The following is an 18,371-nucleotide window of genomic DNA, read 5'->3' as shown; positions in this document are numbered from 1 at the left end:
ATTTCAAAAAAAATGAATTTATGAAAAAGAGTATTAGTGTAGCAAAGTTCGGAGGAACTAGTGTAGGAGATGTTTTTGCAATACAAAAGTGTATTGATATAGTGAAGAATAATAAAGATATAAGAATCGTTGTAGTTAGTGCTCAAGCTGGAGTCACTAATTTGCTTGACAAGCTATTAGTTAGTAATGTCACTAGCTATAGGGAACTTCTTCTAGAATTGCATAATATTATAGACCCAATAGTTGATTATGTTGGAAATGGTGTATACGGTCATATTAATTTTTTATTTAATGAGCTTGATGGCTTATGTAAGAGGTTATATCAGACTAGATTACAAAATCTAAAATTGCATGCCCAGATACTTGCTTTTGGAGAGAGAGTTTCAGCTTATATATTTAATCAAGCTTTGAAGAATAAGGAAATAGACTCAAGATATATTGATGCAAGATCTATTATAAAAACCCAAGGTTGTTACATTAAAGCTAGGCCTGTTTTGGAGGATCTTGCTAGCCAAGCAAAAAAATATTTAAAGAACGTTAACAAGATACTCGTGATGGAAGGGTTTATCGGTTCAAATTACGAAGATGAAACAACAGTTTTAGGTAGAGGGGGAAGTGATTATTCAGCGGCTCTTATCGCAGAAGCTATAAAAGCTGATATGTTATATATCTGGACAGATGTTACAGGTATTTACCAAGCAGATCCAAAGCTTATACCAGAGTCGCAGGTAATCGAAAGAATAAGTTTTTCAGAGGCTATTGAGCTGGCAAGTTTTGGAGCAAAAGTTTTGCATCCAGATACATTACAACCTGTATTAAGAAGTGGTACTAAAGTATTTGTTGGCTCTACCTTTTGTCCTGATAAAGGTGGAACGTATATAGATAATGATATGTTTGATAATAAAAGTATCATTAAGGCTGTTACTGAAAGAGCAGAGCAAACTTTAATTAACATAAGGTCTTTAAATGAAAATATGTTGAGTATGGCGAATCAGGTGCTTTTTATTTTAAAAAAATATGATGTAAATGCAGAGGTATTTAACCTGACTGAAGTAGCTTTTTCATTTGTGTTTACAGGGAGTAATGTTACAGAAAAATTAATTCTAAAAGATTTAGCACAACTAAAAGATGTTGATATAACTTCAGAACATAATTTACTTTTAACAACTATTATTGGTAATAACTTAGATAAAATACCGAGCCTACTAAATAATCTTTCAGAGAGTTTGGGACCTTTGAATATTAAATTATCAGGATATGGTGCTACAGGAAAAAGCTTATATTTGTTAAATAATACTTATAATTCTTTGGAAAAGGTATATAAAGAGTTATTTTAAAAAAAATAAACAAGAATTATTTTTCTCGGCAGGACTTACATTTTACATAGAGGTTTAAATTATGATCTATTAACTCTGCGCCAAATGATTCAACAATTTGCTTTTGAAGTTTTTCTATTTCTTCATTATAAAACTCTTGGATTTCACCGCATTCAACACATATGATATGATCATGATGTCCTCCTTGGTTCAACTCGTACATTACTTGGTCATTATCCAGTTTAAGACGATTTATTATCCCTGCAGATTCAAATTGTCCAAGTACTCTATATACAGTAGCTATTCCTGTAGTGCTTCCTTGTGATTTTAATTCTGAGAAAATATCGTCAGCACTAAAATGCTTGTCTAAATTTTCTTCAAACAACTTTAATATTTCCAATCGAGGTTGAGTGATTTTGAAACCAAATTTTTTTAGGTCAAGATTTTGAGAGTCCATTTTTTCTTTTTTTATCTACTTCTAAAATGAATTTTGACATAGTTTTTACCATTAATGCAAATATTTAGCTATATATTTTTAAGCATAGAGTGAAATAAAGAATATCCAAAATCACCAAATATTAATAATATGTTGTTTTAAAATTAATAAATAGTTAACAAAAAGTTGACTTAATTTTTATCGTAACCATCTACTGTATAAATATTCTTCTGATTTTGTACTTAGGGCTTAATTATGCTATTATTGGCGGTACTTGAATTACTATTTATAATTTTTCTATGGCTACGAATATTTACGGGCAATTCGCTCCAATTTTGATATTTCTCATTATTGCTTTTGGATTAGGTGCTACTTTTGCAATCGTAGGTAAGGTTCTATCTACAATTGTTGGCGCGAACAACCCAGGAGAAACAAAGGGTGAGACATTTGAGTGCGGCTTTCCAACTTTTGGTGATGCAAGAGAGAAGTTAGATGTGAGATTCTACCTTATTGCAGTGCTATTTTTGATTTTTGATTTGGAGTTGGCGTTTATTATTCCTTGGGGAATAAATTTAAGAGCTAGTGCTGGCTTTCCAGCTATTTCAGGCCATGCTTTTGTGGCAATGATTATATTTTTAGTAGTGCTATTTCTAGGGTTGATTTATGCCTGGAAGAAAGGAGCTTTGGAATGGGAATAGGTAACGAAAATAAAGGATTTATAACAGCTAGTGCAGATGCTTTGATAAACTGGGTTCGAACTGGGTCTTTATGGCCTGTTACAACAGGTTTGGCATGTTGTGCTGTTGAGATGATGCACGCAGGTGCGGCAAGGTATGATTTGGATAGATTTGGTGTTGTTTTTAGACCATCTCCAAGACAGTCAGATGTTCTTATTGTTGCTGGGACTTTATGTAACAAAATGGCTCCAGCATTGCGACAAGTTTATGATCAAATGCCAGATCCTAAGTGGGTAATATCTATGGGATCATGTGCAAATGGCGGAGGGTATTACCACTACTCTTATTCTGTTGTTAGAGGTTGTGACAGGATTGTTCCTGTTGATATATATGTTCCAGGGTGTCCTCCTACAGCTGAGGCATTGGTTTATGGGATTATACAGCTTCAAAACAAAATTGTTAGAACAAATACTATAGCGAGGAAGTAGTAGTGAGTGTTTCTTTACAAAACCATTTTGATAATTTAAATAAAATTCTTGATGGGTTAGGTGTTAAAAGTTATATTGCACATAATGAAATAACTATTTCAGTGAGAGATCAAAGAGATATTCATCTTGTTCTTAAAAGACTTAAAAAGAGGTATTCATTTGAACAATTAACAGATGTAACCGCAGTTGATTATTTGACTTATGGACAGTCTGATTGGCAAACAGGTAAGGCAGTGTCACAGCAAGGTTTCTCAAGAGCTCGTCAGCAGGATTTCAAGACTGTTGATGTTGTAAATAGGTTTGAAATTATCTATCAGCTGTTGAGCATGGCAAATAATGTTCGTGTTAGGGTTAAGTGCAAATTAAAAGATGCTCAAATAATATTGATTGACTCTGTTAGTGATCTTTGGTCTTCAGCTGATTGGGCTGAAAGAGAAGTGTATGATATGTTTGGAATCTATTTTAACAATCATCCAGATCTAAGAAGGGTTTTAACGGACTATGGTTTTGTAGGACACCCTTTGAGAAAAGATTTCCCTCAAACAGGATATGTTGAAATGCGCTACGATGAAAACCTTGGTAAAGTTGTGTATGAGCCTGTAGAGATTGATGACAGGGTTAATGCTCCGAGAGTTATTCGTAATTAAATAAAACTGTGGATTTATAAAATGGCAGAGTATAAAAACTATACGTTGAATTTTGGTCCAGTACACCCAGCAGCACATGGTGTTCTTAGGCTTATTTTAGAACTAGATGGTGAAAATGTTGTTAGAGCGGACCCTCATGTAGGATTACTGCATAGAGGTACAGAGAAGCTTGCTGAATTTAAACCATATAATCAAAGTATTGGCTATATGGATAGGCTAGATTATGTATCAATGATGTGTAATGAACATGCCTATGTTATGGCAATAGAAAAGCTACTTGAATTAGAAGTGCCAGAAAGAGGTCAGTATATTCGAGTATTATTTGCTGAGATGACAAGGATTCTTAATCATCTTTTATGGGTTGCAGCATGTGGTATCGATCTAGGTGCAATGACTGTTTTCTTATATGCTTTTAGAGTTAGAGAAGATCTTTTTGACTGTTACGAGGCTGTTTCTGGTGCGCGAATGCATGCAGCCTACTTTAGACCAGGTGGTGTAGCAAGAGATCTACCAACACAAATGCCTCAATATAAGCAGACTAGGTTTACTAGCAAAAGAAAGACTAAAAAGATAAATGCTAATAGACAAGGTAGTATGTTGGACTTTTTAGACTCTTTTGTTGTTGATTTTGAGAAGTCTTTAGATGAGATTGATACTCTTTTAACTGATAATAGACTTTGGAAACAAAGAACAGTTGATATTGGGGTTGTTTCTGGTGAAAGGGCTAAGGAGCTTGGTTTTACAGGTCCTATGCTTAGAGGTAGCGGAGTTGCTTGGGATATCAGAAAAGCTCAGCCATATGAAGTCTACGATAAGTTAGATTTTGATATTCCTGTTGGTGCTAATGGTGATTGTTATGATAGATATCTTGTTAGAATGGCAGAGATGCGTGAGTCGAATAAGATTATGAAGCAGTGTGTTGATTGGTTAAGAACTAATCCGGGGCCTGTACTTTCAGATGATCATAAAGTTGCTCCTCCAAGAAGAAATGCAATGAAAAACAATATGGAAGAACTTATTCATCATTTTAAACTTTTCTCAGAAGGATATTGCACTCCGGAGGGGGAAGTTTATGTTGGCACAGAGCACCCTAAAGGTGAGTTTGGTGTGTATATAAAATCAGATGGTGCAAACAAGCCGTATAGGCTAAAAATGAGAGCTCCAGGATTTGCAAATATTAGTGCGATGGATGAGCTATTAGCAGGGCATATGTTAGCAGATGCTCCGGCAATTATCTCAACAATAGATGTTGTGTTTGGTGATGTAGATAGGTAGAGGAAGGATGTCTTTAGTAGATTTAATATCGCCGCAAGCGAGAGAAGATATTGATAGAGTTTTAAGTAAGTTTCCAGCAGATCAAAGAAGATCAGCTATATTAGAAGGCTTGCATATTGTACAAGATCAAAATGGTGGTTTTTTGACTGATGATTTACAAACAGCTTTAGCAGAATATTTGCAAGTTAGTAAAGTCGATGTCTATGAAGTTGCTACTTTTTACTGTATGTATGATCTTCAGCCAGTTGGTAGACATAAGCTGAATCTTTGTACTAATGTTTCGTGTATGCTAAATGGGGCATATGATATTTTGAAACATATCGAGAAAAAACTTGGTATCAAGCCCGGCCAAACGACAAAAGATGGTCGTATAACTCTGAAAGAAGTAGAGTGTCAAGGTGCGTGTTGTGGTTCACCTATGTTAGAGGTGGATAAAGTTTTTTATGAAAATTTGACTATAGAAAAAGTGAATCAGCTTATTGATTCTTTGGAGTAGTGGTAAATGGCTAATGAAGTTTGTTTTCGTACCCTACATTTAGATGAGTCTTATAGTTTGGAATCTTATTTATCTGTAGGAGGTTATTCTTATTGGAATAGAATATTAACCGAAAAAATTCCTCCTGAGCAGATAATAGAAGAGTTAAAAACATCAGGGCTTAGAGGTAGAGGTGGTGCAGGTTTCCCTACTGGGTTGAAGTGGAGCTTTATGCCACGTAATACTCCTGGACAAAAATATGTTGTTTGTAACTCAGATGAAGGTGAGCCAGGAACTTGTAAAGATAGAGAGATCTTAAGAAGAAACCCTCATCAGCTTATTGAAGGTATGGCTATTGCTGGTTATGTGGTTGGAGCTACAGCTGGTTATAATTATACTAGAGGTGAGTTCTATGAGCCGATAAGAAGGTTTGAAGATGCTCTTATAGAAGCATATCAAGCAGGTATATTAGGTTCTAATATAAAATCTTCTGGAATTTCTTTTGATTTGTATTCTGCTGTGGGCGCTGGTGCGTATATCTGTGGTGAAGAGACTGCACTTTTAAACTCTCTTGAGGGTAAAAAAGGCCGTCCAAGATTTAAACCGCCTTTCCCAGCATTTGTGGGTTTATATGGTAAGCCAACAAATATAAACAATACCGAAACATATGCATCTGTACCAGCAATATTGCAACATGGTGGCGAATGGTTTAAGAAACTAGGCACTGAGAAAAGTGGTGGTACAAAGCTATTTTGTGTTTCTGGTCATGTTGAAAGACAAAGAGTTGTTGAGATTGGCTTAGGTATGCCTTTTAAAGAGTTGCTAGAAATGTGTGGTGGTGTACGTAAAGGACACAAGTTAAAAGCTGTAATCCCTGGAGGAAGTTCTTCTAAGATTTTAACTGGCGAAGAAATGATGAATGCTAATATGGATTATGAATCTATAGCTGAAGCAGGTTCAATGCTAGGATCTGGAGCAGTTGTTGTGTTAGATGAGACTACATGTATGGTTAGAACGCTAGCTAGATTGGCAGATTTCTATCATGAAGAGTCTTGTGGTCAGTGTACCCCATGTAGAGAGGGGACAGGCTGGTTAGCTCGCACATTGCATAGAATAATAGCTGGCGAAGGTAGACCTGAAGATATAGATAGTCTCGTAAGAGTGGCGACGAATATTGAAGGAAATAGTATTTGTGGCTTAGGTGATGCAGCTGCATGGCCAGTACAAAGTTATATAAATAAGTTTAGAGATGAGTTTGTTTATATGATTGAGAATAATGGTAAAAGTATAGTGGATCAATAGTTGATTGAGGTAGTTCTGTGTCAGACAATAAAGAATCCAAGAGAATAAATATAGAGATTGATGGTAAGAATTATGAAGCTTTACCTAATCAGTCAATTATAGAAGTTGCAGATGAGAATGGTATTTATATTCCAAGATTCTGCTATCATAAAAAATTATCCGTAGCTGCTAACTGTAGGATGTGTCTTGTTGATGTTGAAGGTGCTAGAAGAGCATCTCCAGCTTGTGCAACACCTATTATGGATGGCATGAAGGTGAAAACTCGTTCTGAAACAGCATTAAAGATGCAAAAAGATATGATGGAGTTCTTGCTGATAAACCATCCATTGGATTGCCCAATATGTGATCAAGGTGGTGAGTGTGAGCTGCAAGATATTGCTATGGGATATGGTAAAACTGCTTCTGATTATGTTGAATCAAAAAGAGCTGTTGCAGATCCTGATCTAGGCTCACTAGTAGCTACTGACATGACAAGGTGTATTTTATGTACACGTTGTGTACGTTTTGGTGAAGAGGTTGCTGGGATCAAAGAGTTGGGTGTTATGGGTAGAGGAGATCATTCTTCTATTAGCACTTATGTTTCTGGCGATATGCTTGATTCAGAAATATCTGGAAATGTTATAGATTTATGTCCAGTTGGAGCTCTTACATCAAAACCCTTTAGGTTTAAGGCTAGAGCATGGGAACTTAAACAATATCCAACAGTTTCATCAGGTGATGCATTGGCTGTAGATATAAACGCCCATGTTTATCAAAATAAGCTAGTCCGCGTTGTACCAAGAGAAAGCGAGGTAACAGGAACATGGATAGCAGATAGAGATAGGTTTGAGTATTCAGGGTTATATAGCCAAGAAAGAGTTCAACAACCAATGATTAAAAAATCTGGTGGTTGGACAAATGTTTCTTGGGAAGAGGCTCTTGATTTCGTTAAAGTGGCTATTGAAAAAACTAAAGAAAAAGATGGAGTTGAAGCCATATCTGCTATTATGTCAGAATCTTCAACATCAGAAGAGATGTTTTTAATGAAGAAGCTATTGGCATCAGTAGGTTCAGATAATATCGATGCTCGTGTGCGACAATATGCTGATATTTCAGGAATTAGCTCTGGTAAAGGCTTAAGCTGTTCTTTGGAGGATATCCGAAATAGTGATTTTGTATTAGTATTTGGTTCAAATATTAGAAAGGAATATCCATTAGTAAATTTGGCGGTTAAAGATGCTGTTGAGAAAAATAATGCTAATGCAGTTGCTTGGAATGTTTGCGACTATAGTTTTAACTATGATATTAAACAAGTTAGATTAGCTGCTGATAATATTCAGTACATTGCATTATCTTTACTTAAAGCAATTTTTGTTAGAGCAAATTTACCTTATGGTGATTTAGATGAAATTCTAAGGAAAGTTGATCCAGCTGCAGAAATAAGAGATGCAGCAGATAAAATAATAGCTGCAGAGAATCCTAAGATAATTATTGGCCAAGATATCGTCAACTCTGATGGTTTTGAAACAGTTTTCTGTGTACTAGATGTTCTAGAGAAAGTTACAAATATCAAAGGTGGCGTGTTAGCAAGTGATGTTAACTCAGTAGCTGCAGATAGAATTCTTAGCTCATCTAAGACAAAATTCAGTACTTATAAGTGTTTAAATGCTCAAACAAAAACTAAGCTTCTTTTAACAGCGCATACTGAGTTATCTAAAGATAGCTTATATGGTGAGCAAAAACTTAGAAAGGCTCTAGATGATATAGATATAGTTGTAAGCTTTACTCCATTTGCAGATAAGTTTACTAAAGATACTGCTGATATTATTATCCCAATAGCTACTCACTATGAAACAAGCGGTAGCTTTGTTGATATGTTTGGTGATACAAAAGAGTTTAAGCAAGTTGTTAAACCGTATGCTGAAAATAAAGAGTTATGGAGAATACTAAGAGTTCTTGGTAATCTTTTAGGCTTAGAAGGATTTGAATATAACGCTATAAGTGAAGTTACTGAAGATACTTATGCAAATAGAGCTAGAGTGTCTATAAATCATGTTACTCAGATATTAAACGCGAGTCTTGATTATCAAAAGAATATAGCATTTTTAGCATCAAATCCTATTTATGGGTCTAGTAGTTTATTAAGAAGAGCTGAGCCTCTTCAACAGACAAAAGATGCTAAGAGATTCTCTGGAGTGAGAGTGTCTCAAGAGTTAGCAGATGATATTGGTCTTGAGGCTAAATCAGGTACTGTTAAGATTTATGATATAGATAATGAGATAAATCCAGAGGTTGTCGTTGATCCAAGCTTACAAGCTAAGAATATTATGATCCCTAGAAGTCTATTTAAAGACTTTATGCAAGGCGATAGCGTTAATATTAAGCTAGTAGAAGGGGAGAAATAATATGATAGAGTATATTTTATGGACAGTTCTGTATTCGTTGCTAATAATAATCCCTCTAATACTAGTAGTAGCTTATTATACATATGCAGAGAGAAAAGTAATTGGATATATGCAGGATAGACTTGGCCCAAATAGGGTTGGTGCATTTGGTTTATTACAACCGATCTTTGATGCGCTAAAGCTTTTCTTAAAAGAGATAATTGTTCCAAATAAATCAAATAGATACTTGTTCTTTATAGCTCCGATATTAGCATTTGCACCAGCTTATGCGGCTTGGGCTGTTATACCTTTCTCAAGAGGAGTTGTGTTATCGGATATGAACTTGGGTTTGTTGTATATATTTGCAATGACTTCATTTTCAATATACGGAGTTCTTATAGCTGGTTGGGCATCGAATAACAAGTATTCACTATTTGGAGCTTTAAGAGCAGGCGCACAAGTTATATCCTATGAGTTAGCTATGAGCTTTTCTATAGTGGGTGTTGTAATTGCAGCAGGTTCAATGGGGATTACAGGAATTATAGATGCTCAAGCTGGTGGTATCTGGCACTGGTATTTTATACCTCTATTCCCGCTGTTTATTGTGTATTTTATCAGTGGCATTGGTGAGACAAACAGAGCTCCTTTTGATGTTGTCGAAGGTGAGTCTGAGATTGTTGCTGGTATCCATATTGAGTATACAGGCTCGAGGTTTGCTTTATTTTTCTTAGCTGAATATGCAAATATGATTTTGATCAGTATATTAACAGCAATTATGTTTTTAGGTGGTTGGAATTCACCGTTCCAAGCGACTCCTTTAGAGCATGTGTTTAGTTTTGTACCTGGTGTTATTTGGTTGTTTGGTAAAACTGGTATCTTTATGTTTATGTTTTTATGGGTAAGAGCTACATTACCTAGATATAGATATGACCAGATTATGCGTTTAGGATGGAAGATATTTATACCTTTAACATTTGTATGGGTAGTAGTTGTTGCTTGTATGGTTAGATTTGGTCTAGGACCTTGGTGGTAAAGGGATAGTGATATGAGAAATATAACGAATTTTTTAAAAACCTTTTTACTGTGGGAACTTCTAAAAGGTCTTAAAGTAACAGGAAAACATTTTTTTACTCGCAAGGTTACAGTGCAGTATCCAGATGAGAAAACTCCAATATCTAACAGATTTAGAGGGTTGCATGCTCTTAGACGCTATGAAAATGGTGAAGAAAGATGTATTGCATGTAAACTATGTGAAGTAGTTTGTCCTGCTTTAGCTATTACTATTAACTCAACAGAAAGAGAGGATGGTTCACGTAGAACTTCAAGTTATGAAATAGACTTATTTAAGTGTATTTTCTGTGGCTACTGTGAAGAGTCTTGTCCAGTTGATTCAATTGTTGAGACAAATATTTTAGAATACCACTTTGAAGAACGTGGCGAGAATATTATGACAAAAGCTAAACTTCTTGCTGTAGGTGATAAATATGAGTCGCAAATAGCTGCTGATAGGCTGCAAGATAAGGATTTTAGGTAAAAAGATGATTGTAGATATTTTATTTTATATTTTTGCATCGCTAGCTATTATTTCAGCTTTAGTATTGGTGTTGGGAAATAATCCAGTTAACTCAGTAATCGCGATGATATTTACATTTGTGTTTACAGCAATAGTTTGGATTATTTTACAACAAGTATATTTGGCATTATTACTTATAGTTGTCTATGTCGGTGCTGTGCTAGTGATGTTCTTGTTTGTAGTCTTTATGCTAGATTTACATGTTGAAAAAGAAGGAAGAGTTGGCCGATTCTTTTATGCTTTAGCTGCTGTAATCGTTTGTGCTATATTTGCAACGATTATTAGTTATGCAGTTACTCATGTGTTTGCAGGTGCAAGTATGCAAGGTGGAGTTGGTGGATTAAAAACAATAGGTTCAACTATGTTTAATAATAACAACTTGTATGTGTTTGAGCTTATTGACTTTATATTATTAGCAGCAATGACTGCCGCAGTAACGCTTACATTAAGACCTAAGCGTAAAGATAATAAGTCAGTTAACCCGACTAAGCAGGTTAAAGTTAGGGCGAAAGATCGTCTGACTATGGTGAAGATGCCAAGTAATAAAGAGGGTGCGAAAGATGGGCAGTAGTATCTCAGTTTCAGTCACAAGTGGACTAATTTTTAGTACAATTTTATTTGTTATTAGTGTTGCTGGAATCATTATTAATAGAAGAAGTATCTTGATACTTTTAATGTCTATAGAGCTAATGCTTTTAGCGGTTAATACAAATTTTTTGATATTTGCTAATATGCATCATCAAGCAATGGGTGGAGTTTTTGTATTCTTTATAATGGCAGTAGCAGCTGCTGAAACAGCAATTGGTTTAGCTATTGTTGTTGCGATATCGAGAAAACGTAAAACTATTGATTTAAGTAAACTTAATACACTGAGAGGTTAATCAAGCTATGATAATAAGTAATCAAGTAGCAGCTGTATTAATCGCAGTTATAGTTTTAGCACCTTTACTTGGAGCAATAATTGCTGGTTTTGGTGGTAAATCTGTTAAAAATGCAGGTGTTAATTTTTTCACAATTTCACTATGTGGACTTTCCTTTGTCCTTAGTGTGATTTTAGCTTGCGGTGTATTTGGAGGTTCTGAAGTTTATAGTGTTAGCTATTATCAATGGGCTCCAGTTTCAAAGCTATTTTCTTTTGATGTTGGTTTTACTGTAAATAGAATCACAGTATATATGATGCTAATTGTGACATTTGTATCAACATTAGTACATATTTACTCTATTGGATATATGAAAGGTGAAGAAGGCTATGCAAGATTCTTCTCATATATTTCAGGTTTTACATTTGCGATGCTATGCCTAGTTATGGGTAATAATTTCCTACTTTTATTCTTTGGTTGGGAAGGCGTTGGTTTATTCTCATACTTACTAATTGGTTTTTATTTTAATAGAGATAATGCTAACGTAGCAAGCTTAAGAGCTTTCATTGTAAATAGAATCGGAGATTTAGGTTTCTTACTAGGTATCGGAGCTGTTATCTTATATACAGGATCCGTTGATTATACAACTGTATTTGCAGCTTTACCAAATATTGATAATACTCAAGTTGTACACTTCTTAGGTATGAGCTTTAGCCCTGTTACTTTAATGTGTGTACTTTTATTTATTGGTGCAATGGGTAAATCAGCTCAGTTCCCGCTACATTCTTGGTTAGAAGGCTCAATGGAAGGTCCTACGCCAATTTCAGCCTTGATACACGCTGCAACAATGGTTACAGCTGGTGTATTTATGGTAGCTAGACTTTCTCCAATGTTTGTAATGTCTGAAGCAGCCTTAAGCTTTGTACTAATTATAGGTGCGATTACTTGTTTATTTATGGGTTTGATTGCTATTATACAGACAGATATTAAAAGAGTTATTGCTTATTGTACGCTATCACAGCTTGGTTATATGATGGTTGCACAAGGCGCAGGAGCATTCTCAATAGGTATGTTCCATCTTATGACACACGCAATGTTTAAAGCATTACTATTTTTAGCAGCAGGTTCTGTTATTGTAGCTATGCATCACGAGCAAGATATTCGTAGAATGGGTGGCTTAAGAAAATATATGCCAGTTACATATCTATGTATGTTTATTGGTGCATGGGCGCTTGCAGCACTTCCACCGTTCTCTGGCTTCTTCTCTAAAGATTTGATTATTGAGGCTGCCCACACAACTACAGTATTTGGACATCAGTTTGCATACTATATGGTATTAGCATGTGCTTTTGTGACATCTTTTTATATATTTAGAATGTTCTTCTTGGTTTTTCATGGCAAAGAAAGAATGTCTGAAGAAGAAAAATCACATCTTAAAGAGTCACCTTTAAGTATATTGATACCGCTAATATTATTAGCAATACCTTCTGCTTTTATAGGTGAGTACTTCTTTACAAGTATACTATCGCAAAGTCACGGATTATTTGGAAATACTATAAGCTCATATGTTCAAGCAGGGCTGCATGGTATGTCTGTAACAGCTGATTTGGCTAGTGAGCCTGATACATTTAATTCATTTGCCTTTATCAAGCACTCAGTTTCAACAGTACCTTTCTGGTTAGCAAGTAGTGCTTTAGTACTATCATATGTACTATATATATGGCTACCAAGCATTCCTAAGGCTTTAGCGAGTACAAAATCTGGTGTAGGAATTGTTTATCATGTTTTAGTTAAAAAATACTTCATCGATGCATTGTATGATGTAGTTTTTGTTGCAATTTTCTTAGCTATTAGTAACTTCTTGTGGAAAGTTATAGACATATTTATCATAGATAAGGCGGTTGTCCAAGGTACATCTAACTTGATTTATCATACTGGTGATAGTTTTAGAAAAATCCAACGCGGATATCTGTTTGACTATGCATTTGTATTGATGATAGGTGTATTGTTATTTATGATTTTGCTGATTTTAGTTTAGGCAGGTTAGGGGTAAATTTGTATTATGAATTTAGGTAATTATTTATTAAGTCTGATAATTTGGCTACCAATAATTGGTGGCTTTGTTGTCTTAGCAACAAAAACTGAAGAGTTACATGGTGATGCTGCTCGTTGGGTCGCATTAGTATTTAGTGGTTTGACTCTAGCGCTATGTGTGCCATTAGTAGCATCTTTTGATTATAGTAGCTCAGCCATGCAATTCCAAGAGTCATTTACATGGTTCAAAGTTTTTGGTATGTACAATGTTTACTATAACCTTGGAGTTGATGGCTTTTCAGTACTATTTATTGTCTTGACATGTTTTGCAACTTTAGTAATTGTATTAGCAGCTTGGACATCAATTAAGACTAAAGTTAGACAATATATGGCGATCTTTTTGATCACATGTGGTTTAACAAATGGTGTTTTCTGTGCGACAGACTCTATATTGTTCTATATTTTCTGGGAAGCATTGCTTATTCCAACATGTTTAGGTATAGGTATTTGGGGTGGTAAAAATAAAGCATATGCTGCTGTTAAGTACTTTATGTATACATTCTTTGGTTCGGTATTTTTATTAGCTGCTATCTTATATATACAGACAAAAGTAGCTGCATCTCCTTCAGATGTTTTAGTAAGTGCTGATACTTATTCTATTCAAAACTTTATTGCTTGGGCAGCACATTCTCAAGCATTAGCAAATGGAGTTAACTTCACTCTTACTGCTCAATGGTTAGTTTTTGGAGCATTTTTCTTAGCATTTGCCGTTAAGATTCCAATGTGGCCATTCCACTCTTGGTTACCCGATGCTCACTCAGAGGCTCCTGCTGGTGGTTCTGTTATATTAGCAGCGTTAATGCTTAAGTTAGGGGCGTATGGTTTCTTAAGATTTGCTATTCCAATGTTACCTGAAGTAACAGCATCTCTAGAATATGTACTAATAATTATGTCGCTAATAGCAATTGTTTATGTTGGTATAGTGGCTGTAGCACAGACTGATGTTAAAAGACTAATCGCATATTCATCTATCTCACATATGGGCCTTGTTACTCTTGGTTTGTTTTCGATCTTTATTTTAAAAGATGGTACAGCTTTAGGAAATACTCATGCTCAGCTTGCTATCCAAGGCGCAGTGTTCCAAATGATAGCTCACGCGTTTTCATCTGGTGGTATGTTTATTGGTGTTGGTTATTTGTATTTAAGAATGCATACAAGACAAATCTCTGATTTTTCTGGTGTAGCTAAAACTATGCCGATATTTGCAACATTCTTCTTACTTTTCTGTATGGCTAATGTAGGTTTACCTGGCACAAGTGGTTTTGTGGGTGAGTTTATGATTTTATTAGCAGTATTCCAGTACTCTCCATTAATAGCTTTGATAGCTGGTCTAACTTTGATAATTGCTCCTATATATACACTATGGATGTATAAGAGAGTTTTCTTTGGCGAGGTTGTATCTACTCAAGTTGCTAATCTTAAAGATTTGGGTAAGATGGAATTCTTTGTATTTATATTGTTAGCGGTGCCGACTTTATTGTTTGGTTTTTATCCAGAGCCGATATTGCATCTTTCAGCTGCAGCATCGGCAAATATTGTTGGTTTATCTCTATAAGGTGGTGTTTTGATTATGAGTTTATCAATACTTTACATATTACCGGAAATATTACTAGCCGTTGGTATTATAGTTGTAATGTTTTCAGGATTATTCCTACATGGAAAAATAAGAAATATAAATTATATATTTTTCCAAGTGTTTGCGGCACTAGCTCTTATAGCAACATTTGCTAAAGACTACCTACTTCAGTCAAGTGGTTCAGTTTTTGAGGGACAGGTTGTATTTAGTGGCTTTGCTTATACTTTACAGATCACGATATTAATTTTATCCCTATTTGTTGCTTTATACTCAAGAGAATATGTGAGAGATAGAAAAATATCTGATGGTGATTTCTATACTCTTTTAATGCTATGTGTGCTAGGCGCGATGGTTCTAACAGCAGCTCATAGTTTGATTACTATATATGTAGGTTTAGAGCTTTTATCATTACCTATGTATGCTTTGATTGCTATCTACAGAAATTCAGGTGAAGGCTTAGAGGCTGCTATTAAATATTTTGTATTAGGTGCAATTGCTTCTGCTCTTTTACTATTTGGGATGTCTTTTGTCTATGGTATGACTGGTCAGCTAGATATTTCTGGCATTGCTCATGCTTTAGCACATAATAACTTTACAGGCTTAGAGCAGAAATTCTTATTAGCTTGTCTAGTGATGATGATTGCAACATTCTTGTTTAAGCTTGGGGCATTTCCATTCCATATGTGGTTGCCAGATGTTTATCAAGGTGCCCCAAATGCGGTAGCTAATATTGTTGCAACTATCCCTAAAGTCGCTGCTTTTGCGATGCTTGTGAATATCCTTTTTGTAGGCTTCCCGTCACTTAAAGATTCTTGGGTGTACTTATTCAAAGTAATTGGTATCTTATCAATATTTTTTGGTAGTTTAGTTGCACTATCTCAGACTAATATAAAAAGACTACTTGGTTACTCTACAGTTTCTCAAATAGGTTTTGTACTTTTAGCTACAACATTAAATCCTCAAGGTTATGCGCTAACTGCGGCGAGTTTTTATGTAATTGTTTATGTATTTACAGCTTTAGCGGCTTTTGGAGTTCTAACTGCTATTAGTGTGGGTGGTTATGAAGTTCAGACTTTGAAAGATTTAAAAGGATTTAACACAAAGAACTCATGGTTGTCATTTATCTTACTTATAGTTTTATTCTCAATGGCAGGTATTCCTCCATTTGGTGGATTTATAGCTAAGCTATTTGTTGTGATGGGTCTAATCAACGATGGGAACTATGTGCTAGCATGTTTTGTATTAATGATGGCTGTAATCGCTTCGTTCTACTATGTACGAGTTATTAAAACTATGTACTTTGATGATCCAGAAAATGATCATAAAGTTAAGGCTCCATTATCTACTCTTGTTGCTTTAAGTGTAAATGGTCTGGTGCTACTGTTCTTAGGTATCATGCCGATGCTTCTTTTAGGTGTACTTACACAAGTAACAAACGTTATATAAAATCTAATCTTTATTGCCTATTTATTCTGTAACTTTTATACTTCTAGTTAAAAATAATTAAAACTGTACTATTATGAAAGAAATTTTAGGCCCAATAAATGACGTTATAAAAAACTCTAAAGAGAATATTGTCAACAAAAGTCTTAAGAGGCTTGATGTTGTTAGTAGAGAAGAGTTTGAGACTCAAAAGAAAATACTACTTAAAACTAGACAAAAACTTGATCAGATAGAAGCAAAGTTAGATAAACTTCTTAATGAGAAAGGATAAAATGTCGTTAGCGATATTAAAAAGTAGAGCTCAACTTGGTATCGAGGCACCTTCAGTATCTATAGAAGTGCATTTATCTAATGGTTTACCTGGACTTTCAATTGTAGGTTTACCTGAGGCTGCAGTTAAAGAGAGTAAGGATCGTGTTCGTAGTGCAATAATAAATTCAGGGTTTAATTTTCCAAATAAGAGAATAACTATAAATTTAGCTCCAGCAGACTTGCCTAAAAGTAGTGGGCGTTTTGACTTACCAATTGCTTTAGGGATACTATATGCTTCTGGGCAAATTAATCCAGCTATAAATATAGATAAATATGAATTTGCAGGAGAGTTATCTCTAAGTGGTGAGCTTAGAAAAATATCTAGTGCTATTTCAATGGTAATAAAATGTGTTCACGATGGGAAGAAGCTAATTATTCCGACTCAAAATCAAAAAGAAATAGCTTTAGTAGAGGATGTGCAAGCTTATGCATTGTCTAATTTAAAAGAGACCGTTGATTTTTTGGCTGGAGATGTTGATAAACAAGAGATCAAGTTTGAAACAGATATTGATTTTGACGGTTTGTATAGGGATCTAGAGGATGTTAAGGGTCAATATCAGGCTAAGCGAGCTCTTGAGATAGCAGCAGCAGGCGGTCACAATATCCTTTTAGTAGGCCCTCCAGGTACTGGTAAAACAATGTTGGCAAGTAGATTAAATTCAATTTTGCCACCACTGGATAAAAAAGAAGCTTTATCATCTGCGATGATTGCTTCTATTAAAGGTGAGTCTGGTATTGCAGAAAGCTTCTACAAAAGACCATTTAGGCATCCTCATCATACTTCATCAGGAGTGTCGCTAGTTGGTGGAGGTAGCAATCCAATGCCGGGTGAAATTTCTTTAGCACATAATGGTGTTTTGTTTTTAGATGAGTTACCAGAATTTGATCGTAAAGTTTTAGAGGTTTTACGTGAGCCTTTAGAAACAGGTGTTGTAAATATCTCTCGAGCAAGATGTCAGGTTGAATACCCTGCTAATTTTCAATTAATAGCAGCGATGAATCCATGTCCTTGTGGTTATTTAGGGTCGCAGTTTAAAGAATGCACAGACTCTATACAAGCGATTCGTCGTTATCAGAGTAAGCTTTCAGGACCTCTTTTAGATAGGATAGACTTACATGTTGAAGTTTTAGAGCTTTCTAAGGATGATTTGACAAATCAAGACCTGCGTGGTGAAAAGAGCAGTGATGTAAGACAAAGAGTTGAAAAAGCTCGGCAGATACAAATCACAAGACAAGGTAAGATCAATGCTATGTTAAGTAGTAAAGAATTAGACCAAGTTTGTAGTTTAAACGATGAAAATAAAGAAATGCTATCACAAGCAATAGAAAAGCTTGGATTATCAGCTAGAGGATATTATAAAATATTAAAAGTAGCTAGAACTATAGCAGATATTAATAGTAGTAAAGATGTTGATAAGATTGCTATACAAGAAGCAATAAGTTATAGGAAAATGGATAAATTTATTAAGTGACTTTAAGAGGGATTTAAACTATAAGATAACTAAAGTACTCTAAACTAAAAATCACCCTATGT

The 18,371-nt window shown here is 35.0% G+C and carries 18 protein-coding genes; 17 read left to right on the top strand and 1 reads right to left on the bottom strand.

The window, feature by feature from the left end; translation table 11 throughout:
• Positions 1-20: 20 nt before the first annotated feature.
• Entirely contained in the window at positions 21-1,337 is a 1,317-nt protein-coding gene (locus tag F3D62_RS07070; RefSeq protein WP_150467551.1) for an aspartate kinase, read from the top strand.
• 16 nt (positions 1,338-1,353) lie between these two features.
• Here F3D62_RS07070 and F3D62_RS07065 read toward each other — a convergent pair whose 3' ends face one another.
• Entirely contained in the window at positions 1,354-1,773 is a 420-nt protein-coding gene (locus F3D62_RS07065; protein WP_150467550.1) for a Fur family transcriptional regulator, read from the bottom strand.
• Between the two features lie 278 nt (positions 1,774-2,051).
• On the opposite strand from F3D62_RS07065, the gene ndhC reads away from it, so the two are divergent.
• From ndhC to F3D62_RS06985, 16 genes are all read left to right on the top strand, one after another.
• Positions 2,052-2,450, top strand: coding sequence for an NADH-quinone oxidoreductase subunit A (gene ndhC, locus F3D62_RS07060; RefSeq protein ID WP_150467549.1), 399 nt, complete (start codon positions 2,052-2,054; stop codon positions 2,448-2,450).
• Positions 2,441-2,917 carry a NuoB/complex I 20 kDa subunit family protein gene (locus F3D62_RS07055; RefSeq protein WP_072713368.1) on the top strand — a complete coding sequence of 159 codons (477 nt, stop codon included), beginning with the start codon at positions 2,441-2,443 and terminating at the stop codon, positions 2,915-2,917. The genes ndhC and F3D62_RS07055 overlap by 10 nt, the downstream gene beginning before the upstream one ends.
• Before the next feature lie 2 nt (positions 2,918-2,919).
• Complete coding sequence (locus F3D62_RS07050; RefSeq protein WP_150467548.1) at positions 2,920-3,564, top strand: NADH-quinone oxidoreductase subunit C; 645 nt, start codon at positions 2,920-2,922, stop codon at positions 3,562-3,564.
• 21 nt (positions 3,565-3,585) lie between these two features.
• Complete coding sequence (locus F3D62_RS07045) at positions 3,586-4,839, top strand: NADH-quinone oxidoreductase subunit D (protein ID WP_150467547.1); 1,254 nt, start codon at positions 3,586-3,588, stop codon at positions 4,837-4,839.
• A 7-nt stretch (positions 4,840-4,846) separates the two neighbouring features.
• Entirely contained in the window at positions 4,847-5,335 is a 489-nt protein-coding gene (gene nuoE / locus F3D62_RS07040; RefSeq protein WP_150467546.1) for an NADH-quinone oxidoreductase subunit NuoE, read from the top strand.
• Between the two features lie 6 nt (positions 5,336-5,341).
• Complete coding sequence (nuoF, locus tag F3D62_RS07035) at positions 5,342-6,616, top strand: NADH-quinone oxidoreductase subunit NuoF (RefSeq protein WP_150467545.1); 1,275 nt, start codon at positions 5,342-5,344, stop codon at positions 6,614-6,616.
• 17 nt (positions 6,617-6,633) lie between these two features.
• Positions 6,634-9,000, top strand: a complete 2,367-nt coding sequence (nuoG, locus tag F3D62_RS07030; protein WP_150467544.1) for an NADH-quinone oxidoreductase subunit NuoG — start codon at positions 6,634-6,636, stop codon at positions 8,998-9,000.
• A 1-nt stretch (position 9,001) separates the two neighbouring features.
• Positions 9,002-10,012 (top strand): NADH-quinone oxidoreductase subunit NuoH, encoded by a 1,011-nt coding sequence (gene nuoH / locus F3D62_RS07025; protein WP_150467543.1) that lies wholly within the window; start codon positions 9,002-9,004, stop codon positions 10,010-10,012.
• A 12-nt stretch (positions 10,013-10,024) separates the two neighbouring features.
• Positions 10,025-10,513 (top strand): NADH-quinone oxidoreductase subunit NuoI, encoded by a 489-nt coding sequence (nuoI, locus tag F3D62_RS07020; RefSeq protein ID WP_150467542.1) that lies wholly within the window; start codon positions 10,025-10,027, stop codon positions 10,511-10,513.
• Between the two features lie 4 nt (positions 10,514-10,517).
• Positions 10,518-11,123, top strand: a complete 606-nt coding sequence (locus tag F3D62_RS07015; RefSeq protein WP_150467541.1) for an NADH-quinone oxidoreductase subunit J — start codon at positions 10,518-10,520, stop codon at positions 11,121-11,123.
• Positions 11,113-11,433 (top strand): NADH-quinone oxidoreductase subunit NuoK, encoded by a 321-nt coding sequence (gene nuoK / locus F3D62_RS07010; protein ID WP_150467540.1) that lies wholly within the window; start codon positions 11,113-11,115, stop codon positions 11,431-11,433. Before F3D62_RS07015 ends, nuoK begins: the two co-directional genes overlap by 11 nt.
• 7 nt (positions 11,434-11,440) lie before the next feature.
• On the top strand, positions 11,441-13,450 hold the full coding sequence (gene nuoL, locus F3D62_RS07005; protein WP_150467539.1) for an NADH-quinone oxidoreductase subunit L: 2,010 nt from the start codon (positions 11,441-11,443) through the stop codon (positions 13,448-13,450).
• A 24-nt stretch (positions 13,451-13,474) separates the two neighbouring features.
• The gene (locus tag F3D62_RS07000) at positions 13,475-15,061 is read left to right on the top strand and encodes a NuoM family protein (RefSeq protein WP_150467538.1); all 1,587 of its coding nucleotides are present in this window, start codon (positions 13,475-13,477) and stop codon (positions 15,059-15,061) included.
• A 15-nt stretch (positions 15,062-15,076) separates the two neighbouring features.
• Positions 15,077-16,528, top strand: coding sequence for an NADH-quinone oxidoreductase subunit N (locus F3D62_RS06995; RefSeq protein WP_150467537.1), 1,452 nt, complete (start codon positions 15,077-15,079; stop codon positions 16,526-16,528).
• A gap of 73 nt (positions 16,529-16,601) precedes the next feature.
• Positions 16,602-16,796, top strand: a complete 195-nt coding sequence (locus F3D62_RS06990; RefSeq protein WP_150467536.1) for an accessory factor UbiK family protein — start codon at positions 16,602-16,604, stop codon at positions 16,794-16,796.
• Between the two features lies 1 nt (position 16,797).
• A complete protein-coding gene (locus F3D62_RS06985; protein ID WP_150467535.1) occupies positions 16,798-18,309 on the top strand; it encodes a YifB family Mg chelatase-like AAA ATPase in 1,512 nt (503 codons plus the stop codon).
• The last annotated feature ends 62 nt before the right edge of the window (positions 18,310-18,371 follow it).

It is taken from the genome of Francisella sp. SYW-9 (assembly GCF_008711465.1).
In the GTDB taxonomy this organism is placed as follows: domain Bacteria; phylum Pseudomonadota; class Gammaproteobacteria; order Francisellales; family Francisellaceae; genus Francisella.
This window is presented reverse-complemented; position numbering and strand designations above follow the sequence as displayed.